Origin of the sequence: Microcystis sp. M53598_WE2, from assembly GCF_030067735.1 — a bacterium.
Classification (GTDB): Bacteria; Cyanobacteriota; Cyanobacteriia; order Cyanobacteriales; family Microcystaceae; genus Microcystis; species Microcystis aeruginosa.
The window spans coordinates 1-7,782 of the sequence record NZ_JASJFE010000937.1 but is presented as its reverse complement, the minus strand read 5'-3'; the positions used below and the strand labels follow the sequence as shown (position 1 = coordinate 7,782).

Sequence of the window (7,782 nt, the reverse complement as noted above, 5' to 3'; positions counted from 1 at the left end):
GCGAGGGATTCTTGGTTCACTGACTCAAGTTGTCTTAGCAGGTATTTCTACCAACCAAAATAGAGCTTAAATCTCCCCAAGCGTTTAGGTCTAACGACCAGCTTCCGATATGCCCTATCGTAGCTTTTTTGAGTATATTTAATGCCGCCATCTTGTCCCTATCTTCTATATACCCACACAAACAAACATGAGTTCTAACTGATAGAGACTTTTGGATTAACCGACCACAATTAAAGCATTCTTGGCTAGTATAGGCTGGATTAACTGCAATAGTTAATCGGCCGTATTTAATACCAAAATACTCAATCCATTTTCTCAATTGTGACCAACCAGCATCATTGATACTCTTGGCTAGTTTTCGATTACGCACAAGGTTCTTGACTTTTAAATCCTCGTAGGCTATCAAGTCGTTTGACTGAATTAAACGGAGTGCCAATTTTTTAGCAAACTCTTCTCGTTGCCTACTTACTTTTAAGTGTCCCTTGGCGTATTTTTGACTAGCTTTTTTGTAGTTATTAGACTGCTTTTGTCCTCTCTTAAACTTTTTCGACTTTCTTCTATTCAGTTTATTAAGACGCTTTTCGGCTTTTCGATAATACTTAGGAGGCTCTACTGTATTCCCGTTGCTGTCAGCATAAAGATATTTTAACCCCAGATCTAATCCTAGGCAATGACCCGTCGATTCTAATTGTGGGGTTATATCTCTAGCATCGAGTTTTAGCATTAACTGGCAATAATATCCATCAGCCCTTTTAACTATTCTTATCCGTTGAATTTGCCATTCTTGAAAATCCAACAAGTCTCGACTACCAATTAGTTTTAACTCCCCAAGGTTTTTTCCATCAGTGAAAGTTATTCTCTTGGAATTTCGATTAAGTTTCCAACCTGACTTTTTAAACTCAACAGAATGAGTACGTTTAGAGTATTTAGGATATCCTTTCTTACCAGCAATTTTGTTCTTAGAGTTATTATAGAACCTAAGAATAGCAGTCCAAGTCCGTTCGCAAGCCTGTTGACAAGCTGTAGAGTTAAGGTCTTTGACAAAAGGATATTCATCTCTTAATTGAGTTGTGTATCGATAAATATCTTTTTGTCCTACACCTTTATTGTCTGCCCAATATCTAAGACATTTATTCCGAACAAACTGGACTGTCCGAATAGCCTCATCAATGGCTTGATATTGAGATGGTTTTCCTCTAAGCTTGTACTCTAAAACAAACATTTTGCGTTATCGACCTACCACGCAAACTACTCTAGCATACTAAAGTTAAATTGGCAACTATAGATTAGAGTTATTCTTAGTCGTGCTTCGCTGTTCTATGCTGGCGGAACTTTTCATCTCCGAGGTGAAACCGAGAGATGAAAAGCCGACATTATAGGTAAAAAGCGATTTCTTTCTCCTTGAGAGGGGCAAAATCGGCGGCTAACAACAGCTGATTTAACTCCTCTTGGGGGATATGTTTGGCCCCGATGCGGACAATTCGCGATCTCATCGTGTTAGAAACCCCGCTTCTTTGTCGTCCTGCTTCCAAACCCATTACCCGGTGATAAAGTTCCAATTTTGCCGGGGGAATTGGGGAACCATCAAAATCAATGCCATTAGCGATCGCCACATCAATGGCATCAGCGCCCGTAGTTGTGGTTAAATTAGTTTCGGTGGACATAAAGACAATATAAAGGATCGTTGCTATTTTATCAGGCGATCGATATCCGCCGCTATGATCAGGAAAGTAATCTTCATTTCTGTGTGACTATGGCTCAATTGCCGACCTATCAACCAAAACAGTTATCCCTGGGCCCCCTAGAAGCGGAAATTCTCAATATTGTCTGGGAATTGGAACCCGTTAGCGTTAAGGATGTCCACGATCGCATTTTAGCGGATCCAGAACGGGATCTGGCCTATACTTCTGTGACTACGGTACTGCGTCGTTTAACTAATAAAGGCTGGTTAAGTTGTTATAAACAGGGTCGGATTTTCTACTGGAAACCGATGGTTTCTAAGGAACAAGCACAGGCAATTAAAGCCTACGAACAATTACATCGTTTTTTGGCTATTGGTAATGCGGATGTGGTGGCTTCTTTTGCCGATAGTCTCGATACTGCTAGTGTCGAACAATTAAAAGCGATCGCCTCTCGTTTAGATACCCTACGTCAACAACGGAGAGAACGCTAATGCACAGTTTAATGTTATTACTAGCATTAACTATCGCCATTGGTTTACGTTGGTTTCTGCCTAGCTATCAGCGTCGTTGGCAGATAACGCTATTTTTCTTTCTCTTTCCTCCTTTGCTGCTGTTAATGACAGTTATATCGGTGGTTTGTATGGGCTATCGCGGGCAAATGTTGGGTTATAACTCCAGTTTAATTAGTTACTTTAGTGCTATAATTTGGCTAGTTTTTGCTATATTTTGTTTGATAAAACTCTCCTATCAAACTTGGCAAACCCATCGGGATTTTAGCAGTTATCCCCTCAAAAAAATCACCGCTCAGAAGGCGAGAGTTTTAGCAGTGGATTTTCCCTACAGCGCCAGAGTTGGCTTCTGGAAGTCGGAATTAATTGTGACGCAAGGATTATTAAATCTCTTAGATCAAGAACATTTACAAGCAGTTTTAGCCCACGAACAAGCTCACCAAGAATATCATGACACTTTCTGGTTTTTCTGGTTAGGTTGGTTGCGATCGATGTCTTCTTGGCTGCCCAATAGCGAGAATTTATGGTCAGAATTGGTCTTCTTGCGGGAATTACGCGCCGATAAGTATGCTTCTGGACAAGTGGATTATTTACTATTAGCTGAATCGCTGCTTTTAGTGGCAGAAAAAGTTAATCAAGTAGCGGAAATAAGTTTCTCCGATAGTTGCTGTGTCGCTCTCAATGATCATTCCTTAAATAATCGTTTATTAGAGAGAATCGATGCTTTAGTCGAGTCAGAAAACCCCGAACTTCCCAGATTTAACTATCAAGTCTGGCTATTGCTTTCCCTCTCCCTCGCTCCTTTCTTACTCTTGCCTTTACACTCCTAAAAATGACCCTAGAAGTTGGACAAAAAGCCCCCGAATTTGCCACCCCAAACCAAAGAGGCGAAATTAGTAAATTAGCAGATTTTGCCGGTCAATGGTTGGTCTTATATTTTTATCCCAAAGATAACACTCCGGGCTGCAGCACAGAAGCGATCGATTTTACCGCTTTGTCACCGCAATTTCAGCAATTAAATGCGGTAATTCTGGGAGTTAGTCCCGATTCAGAGAAGTCCCACTGTCGTTTTATTGAAAAACACAATTTAACTATTCAATTATTGAGCGATCCCGATCATCAACTGGCGGAAATTTATCAAGTCTGGGGATTAAAAAAATTTATGGGCAAGGAATATATGGGGATTAAACGATCCACTTTCCTGATCGACCCCCGGGGAAATATTGCCTATATTTGGTCAAATGTCAAGGTAAAAGCCCATGCAGAAGCGGTTTTGAAAAAACTTGAGGAATTGCAGTAGGAAGCCCTCAGTACCCAATATTTACGGGTATGCAATTGCGCCCTTTCGTGTTAGACTAGAAAAGTTGTCAAAAATCGCACATCTAGGCGATCGGGTGTTTCTAGGAATCTAGAAATCCAGCCCTAGATGGAGGATAAACCCGAAAAGGAGAAAAATATGCCCGTTGTCTCTCTTGCAGAATTGCTAGAGTCTGGTGTTCACTTTGGCCATCAAACGCGCCGTTGGAACCCGAAAATGTCTCAGTACATCTACACTGCCCGGAATGGGGTTCATATCATTGATTTGGTGCAAACTGCCCAATTAATCGAAGAAGCTTACGAATTTGTCCGAGGAGAAGCCGATCGCGGTAAACGCTTTTTATTCATCGGTACGAAACGGCAAGCGGCAGCAATCATTAAACAGGAAGCTTTACGCAGCGGTAGCCACTTCGTTAACCAACGCTGGTTAGGGGGAATGTTAACCAACTGGGAAACCATTCGCGGCCGGGTAGAAAGACTCAAAGAATTAGAAGAATTAGAAAATAGCGGCGCCCTCGATAAACGACCGAAAAAAGAAGCATCGGTACTGCGTCGGGAATTAGGCAAACTAGAAAAATACCTCGGTGGCATTAAAACCATGCGCCGGCTGCCGGATTTAGTCGTCGTAGTGGATCAGCGTCGGGAATACAACGCTATCCAAGAATGCCAAAAATTGGGCATTCCCATCATCTCCCTCTTGGATACTAACTGCGATCCTGACCTAGTAGATGTGCCGATTCCCGCCAACGATGACGCAATTCGCTCAGTTAAACTGATTTTAGGCAAAATTAGCGATGCGATCATCGAAGGTCGTCGCGGTGGTCAAGCAGCGGTGGAAGAATACGAGGAAGACTACGATAATGAAACCGAGTACGAGGAAGAAGGTGATTATTCCCAATACGCCGCCGAATTTGCCAGTGGAGACGACGATAACTAGGGAAAATTAGCTATTGATCGCAGCTAGGTTCGGGGGGAAACTTTCCGAGCCTATCGATCGGTCAAACCTGCCCCTCTCGTGGCATGATCAATTATAAGCAGTAGGTTAAGAATTTTATGGCGGAAATTACAGCACAACAGGTTAAAGAACTTAGGGAAAAGACCGGCGCCGGCATGATGGATTGCAAGAGGGCGCTGACGGAAAACGCGGGGGATATAACCAAAGCGATCGAATGGTTGCGTCAAAAAGGGATTACTTCCGCCGAGAAAAAAGCTAGTCGGGTAGCGGCAGAAGGGATGATCGGCAGTTACATCCACACCGGCAGTCGCATCGGTGTTTTAGTAGAAGTGAACTGTGAAACCGATTTTGTTGCCCGTCGCGAGGAGTTCAAAAAATTGGTTAATGACGTGGCGATGCAGATTGCCGCTTGTCCTAACGTCGAATATGTGAAAGTGGCCGATATTCCCGCCGAAATCTCCGCCAAAGAAAAAGAAATTGAGATGGGACGGGACGATTTAGCCAATAAACCCGATAATATCAAAGAAAAAATCGTAGCTGGCCGCATTGAAAAACGTTTGAAAGAACTTTCTCTGCTCGATCAACCCTTTATCCGCGATCAGAACATCAGTATTGACGAATTGCTCAAACAAGCGATCGCCGCTTTGGGAGAAAATATTCAGGTGCGTCGTTTCCAACGCTTTGTACTAGGTGAAGGGATCGAGAAAGAAGAAACAGATTTCGCCGCCGAAGTAGCCGCCCAAATGGGACAAAAAGCCCCGGAACCCGTAGCAGCAGCCCCGCAAGTGGAGGAAAAAGCTCCGGAACCGGCAGCGAAGGATAATCCGCCCGCTAAAGGCAAAAAGAAAAAGTAAGTTCAATGAAGATCAATCTGGTGGGGTGCGAGTTTCGTACCCTTTTTGTCTTCAGGGAATTATGAATTATTTGCACTCGTGGTCCCTAGAGGTTGTCGAACGGAAAAAAATGCAGATTCAGGACAAAATCACCGAAATAGCCGCTAAAACAGCGAAAGCGATCGAACTTTCTCAAAATTATTTACTTTCTACCCAATACTCTGAAGGTTACTGGTGGGCAGAATTAGAATCTAATGTCACCATCACCTCAGAAGCAATTTTACTGCACAAAATCTGGAAAACTGACAAAAATCGCCCCCTAGACAAAGCAGCCACCTATCTGCGTCAGCAACAGTGTCCTAACGGCGCTTGGGAGTTATTTTATGGGGATGGTGGCGATCTCAGCACCACTGTGGAAGCCTACATGGGGCTGCGACTATTGGGAATTCCCGTTAATGATCCTGCTTTAGAAAAAGCCAGAGAATTTATCTTAGCTAAAGGTGGCATCAGTAAAACCCGCATTTTCACCAAAATGCACCTCGCTTTGATTGGTTGTTATGATTGGCAGGGGGTTCCCTCTATCCCCGCTTGGATCATGCTGCTGCCGGAAAATTTCCCTTTTACTATCTATGAAATGTCCAGTTGGGCGCGGGGAAGTACGGTTCCTTTGTTAATTGTTTTCGACAAAAAACCCGTGTATAAAATGGGTTTTAATCTCGATGAACTCTATACAGAAGGGGTGAATAATGTCAAGTATGAGTTACCAAAAAATAACAATTGGTCAGATGTTTTTCTCTGGTTAGATGGACTGTTTAAATGGACAGAAAAAACTGATTTAGTTCCCTTCCGTCAAGAAAGTCTGCAAGCGGCGGAAAAATGGGTAATTGAACGACAGGAAGACACAGGCGATTGGGGGGGAATTATCCCGGCGATGTTAAATTCCCTATTAGCTTTAAAAGCCCTAGGTTATGATGTTGACGATCCGATTGTTGCCCGCGGTTTAAAAGCCGTGGATAATTTTGCCATTGAGACAGATAATACCTATTGTGTACAGCCCTGTGTGTCGCCGGTTTGGGATACGGCTTGGGTAATTCGATCGCTAATTGAATCCGGGCTAAATCCTGCTCATCCAGCTATAATTAAAGCGGGACAATGGTTAATCGATCAACAAATTCTTGATTATGGCGATTGGGCGATTAAAAATAAAATCGGAACCCCTGGCGGTTGGGCTTTTGAATTTGACAATCGCTGGTATCCCGATTTAGACGATTCCGCAGTGGTGGTGATGGCTTTAGAGTTAATTAAAATGCCCGATGAAAATATTAAAAAAGGTGTGATGAAACGGGCAGTTAATTGGATGGCTACTATGCAGTGTAAAGCTGGTGGTTGGGGAGCTTTTGACATCGATAACGATCAAAACTGGCTTAATTCTTTGCCCTATGCCGATCTAAAAGCAATGATCGATCCTAATACGGCTGATGTTACTGCCAGAGTTCTAGAAATGTTAGGTACTTGTGATGTTAAAATGGAGGAAAATCGAGTTAAAAAAGCTTTGGATTATCTGGAAAAAGAACAGGAAGCTGATGGTAGTTGGTTTGGTCGTTGGGGTGTAAATTATATTTATGGAACCAGTGGGGCATTATCTGCTTTGGCTTTTCTGGAACCGAATCAATATCGCCAGCAATTGCAAAAAGGAGCCAATTGGTTAAGCAGTTGTCAAAATGTTGATGGTGGTTGGGGTGAAACCTGTTTTAGTTACAATAACCCTAAATTTAAAGGACAGGGAAATAGTACCGCTTCCCAAACTGCTTGGGCATTAATCGGTTTATTAGCCGTCGGGAAAGTCACCGGCAATTATCAGCGAGAAGTGATTGAAAAGGGCGTTAACTATCTTCTTGTTACCCAAAAAGAAAATGGTACATGGGATGAAGATTACTTCACCGGTACAGGTTTTCCCTGTCATTTTTACCTGAAATATCATTTCTATCAGCAGTATTTCCCTCTACTGGCTTTGGGGCGTTATCGGGCTTTGATTTAGTCCGTTAACCTATGCGTTAAGACAGGAAATCAGCCTAACTGTCTAGCGCATTTTTTGTGACTAACTAGGAAAAAATAAATCAGGAGATATATTTAAAAAATTGGCTAATTTTTGAATATAGATAGGAGTTAACTCTTGTTGGCCATCAAGAATGTCATCCAGGGTTGACTTGCTTTCAAAAATAGATAGCAAATCTTGCTTTTGTAGGTTTTTTTCCTCTAATATGAATTTCAACAATTCAAGTCCATAAATATCAGGTATTGGCTCTTGATTTTCCTCATACTCATAAATTAAAGCCCCTAAAACATTTAGATATTCCCTTTCTTCTGCCGTTAATTGGGGTTTGTCTAAAAGGCGATTAATAACCTCCTGCATCATTTCTAAGTCTTCCTCATTGTGAATAGGACGAGGAGGGTATTGCTTTAATAATTCTAAGTATTTATCAGTG

9 protein-coding genes are annotated in these 7,782 nt (G+C 42.3%); 6 read left to right on the top strand and 3 right to left on the bottom strand.

What is annotated here, in order from left to right; genetic code table 11:
* Window positions 1-34: 34 nt before the first annotated feature.
* Entirely contained in the window at window positions 35-1,222 is a 1,188-nt protein-coding gene (locus PX636_RS19140) for an RNA-guided endonuclease InsQ/TnpB family protein (protein ID WP_288118322.1), read from the bottom strand.
* A 151-nt stretch (window positions 1,223-1,373) separates the two neighbouring features.
* On the bottom strand, window positions 1,374-1,664 hold the full coding sequence (locus PX636_RS19135; protein WP_002732452.1) for a small RNA NsiR4-regulated ssr1528 family protein: 291 nt from the start codon (window positions 1,662-1,664) through the stop codon (window positions 1,374-1,376).
* A 20-nt stretch (window positions 1,665-1,684) separates the two neighbouring features.
* Here PX636_RS19135 and PX636_RS19130 point away from each other — a divergent pair, with 20 nt between their 5' ends.
* From PX636_RS19130 to shc, 6 genes are all read left to right on the top strand, one after another.
* On the top strand, window positions 1,685-2,173 hold the full coding sequence (locus PX636_RS19130) for a BlaI/MecI/CopY family transcriptional regulator (protein WP_002777269.1): 489 nt from the start codon (window positions 1,685-1,687) through the stop codon (window positions 2,171-2,173).
* Window positions 2,173-3,021, top strand: coding sequence for a M56 family metallopeptidase (locus tag PX636_RS19125; RefSeq protein WP_288118321.1), 849 nt, complete (start codon window positions 2,173-2,175; stop codon window positions 3,019-3,021). Before PX636_RS19130 ends, PX636_RS19125 begins: the two co-directional genes overlap by 1 nt.
* Before the next feature lie 2 nt (window positions 3,022-3,023).
* Window positions 3,024-3,491: a thioredoxin-dependent thiol peroxidase gene (bcp, locus tag PX636_RS19120; protein WP_149985767.1), complete on the top strand. Its 468-nt coding sequence runs from the start codon at window positions 3,024-3,026 to the stop codon at window positions 3,489-3,491.
* A gap of 156 nt (window positions 3,492-3,647) precedes the next feature.
* The gene (gene rpsB, locus PX636_RS19115) at window positions 3,648-4,445 is read left to right on the top strand and encodes a 30S ribosomal protein S2 (protein ID WP_004162676.1); all 798 of its coding nucleotides are present in this window, start codon (window positions 3,648-3,650) and stop codon (window positions 4,443-4,445) included.
* Window positions 4,446-4,561: 116 nt separating this feature from the next.
* Window positions 4,562-5,317, top strand: coding sequence for a translation elongation factor Ts (gene tsf / locus PX636_RS19110; protein ID WP_002734629.1), 756 nt, complete (start codon window positions 4,562-4,564; stop codon window positions 5,315-5,317).
* 109 nt (window positions 5,318-5,426) lie between these two features.
* The gene (shc, locus tag PX636_RS19105) at window positions 5,427-7,334 is read left to right on the top strand and encodes a squalene--hopene cyclase (protein ID WP_288118324.1); all 1,908 of its coding nucleotides are present in this window, start codon (window positions 5,427-5,429) and stop codon (window positions 7,332-7,334) included.
* A 60-nt stretch (window positions 7,335-7,394) separates the two neighbouring features.
* On the opposite strand, the gene PX636_RS19100 is transcribed toward shc, so the two are convergent.
* On the bottom strand, window positions 7,395-7,782 hold a 388-nt coding region (locus PX636_RS19100), incomplete at its 5' end, for a helix-turn-helix domain-containing protein (protein WP_288118320.1).

Coding starts and splice junctions, on each gene's coding strand:
- bcp (WP_149985767.1), top strand. CDS start 3,024: ATGACCCTAGAAGTTGGACAAAAAGCCCCCGAATTTGCCACCCCAAAC.
- rpsB (WP_004162676.1), top strand. CDS start 3,648: ATGCCCGTTGTCTCTCTTGCAGAATTGCTAGAGTCTGGTGTTCACTTT.
- PX636_RS19125 (WP_288118321.1), top strand. CDS start 2,173: ATGCACAGTTTAATGTTATTACTAGCATTAACTATCGCCATTGGTTTA.
- tsf (WP_002734629.1), top strand. CDS start 4,562: ATGGCGGAAATTACAGCACAACAGGTTAAAGAACTTAGGGAAAAGACC.
- PX636_RS19140 (WP_288118322.1), bottom strand. CDS start 1,222: ATGTTTGTTTTAGAGTACAAGCTTAGAGGAAAACCATCTCAATATCAA.
- shc (WP_288118324.1), top strand. CDS start 5,427: ATGCAGATTCAGGACAAAATCACCGAAATAGCCGCTAAAACAGCGAAA.
- PX636_RS19135 (WP_002732452.1), bottom strand. CDS start 1,664: ATGTCCACCGAAACTAATTTAACCACAACTACGGGCGCTGATGCCATT.